The organism is Mycoplasma sp. 527 (assembly GCF_053851595.1).
In genome coordinates, this window is record NZ_JBSQAY010000011.1 from 1 (window position 1) to 1,527 (window position 1,527).

Below are 1,527 nucleotides of genomic sequence, written 5' to 3' on the forward strand. Positions count from 1 at the left end.
TAGCCGATGGACAACAGGTTAATATTCCTGTACTTTCTATAAATGTGATGGAGTGACGGGGGAGGATAGTACTACCACTTATTGGATTGTGGGGTAAATAGTAACTGGGTTATGTAGGCAAATCCGCATAATAAATTTTTAACCGGGAGCTATGATGCATAGTGAAAGGGCAACTAAGTAGCGAATTGGATGATTTCATACCTCTTAAAAAAGCTTCTAACATATAGTTTATGGAAACCCGTACCGAGAACGGACACACGTCCCCAAGATGAGTATTCTAAGGCGAGCGAGAAAACCAATGTCAAGGAACTCTGCAAATTCATCCCGTAAGTTCGCAAGAAGGGATGCCCACCATAACAAGTGGGCCGCAGTGAATAGTAAGGGGGAACTGTTTATCAAAAACACAGCTCTATGCTAAATCGTAAGATGATGTATATGGGGTGACTCCTGCCCAGTGCCCGAAGGTTAAGCAAAGGTGTTAGCATTAGCGAAGCATTGATGTGAAGCCCGGGTGAACGGCGGCCGTAACTATAACGGTCCTAAGGTAGCGAAATTCCTTGTCGGCTAAATACTGACCTGCACGAAAGGAGTAATTATCTCTTAACTGTCTCGACATTGGACTCGGTGAAATTATGGTTCCGGCGAAGACGCCGGAGACCCGCATCTAGACGAAAAGACCCCGTGGAGCTTTACTATAACTTCATATTGGAGTTTGATTTAACTTGTGTAGGATAGGTGGGAGACTGTGATGCTTGGACGCTAGTTCAAGTGGAGTCGTCGTTGAAATACCACCCTTGTTACGTTGAACTTCTAACTTGTTACCATGATCTGGTAAGAGGACAGTGTGTGGTGGGTAGTTTGACTGGGGCGGTCGCCTCCTAAAGGGTAACGGAGGCGTTCAAAGTTACACTCAATACGGTCAGAAACCGTATCAAAGAGCATAAAGGTAGAAGTGTGATTGACTGTGAGACCTACAAGTCGAGCAGGTGCGAAAGCAGGACTTAGTGATCCGGCGGTTCTTCGTGGAAAGGCCGTCGCTCAACGGATAAAAGCTACCCCGGGGATAACAGGCTTATCTTTCCCAAGAGATCACATCGACGGGAAGGTTTGGCACCTCGATGTCGGCTCATCGCATCCTGGAGCTGGAGTCGGTTCCAAGGGTTGGGCTGTTCGCCCATTAAAGCGGTACGCGAGCTGGGTTCAAAACGTCGTGAGACAGTTTGGTTCCTATCTGATGTGGGCGTTGGAATATTGATGAGAGCTACTCTTAGTACGAGAGGACCGGAGTGGACGCACCGATGGTGTGCCAGTTGTTTCGCCAGAAGCATAGCTGGGTAGCCAAGTGCGGCAGGGATAACCGCTGAAAGCATCTAAGCGGGAAGCCCCCTCAGAGATGAGTATTCCCTATTAAATTCCTTATAGACTATGAGGTTGATAGGCTGGAGGTGTAAGTATAGCAATATATTCAGCTGACCAGTACTAATAAATTGATTGGTTTAATAGTGATTCTATAGAAGTTATCTAAAA

The 1,527-nt window shown here is 46.5% G+C and carries 1 rRNA gene; it reads left to right on the forward strand.

The features are described 5' to 3' along the window. Positions 1–1,504, forward strand: a 23S ribosomal RNA gene (locus tag ACWXVQ_RS03175); the annotation flags it as partial. Positions 1,505–1,527: the final 23 nt, after the last annotated feature.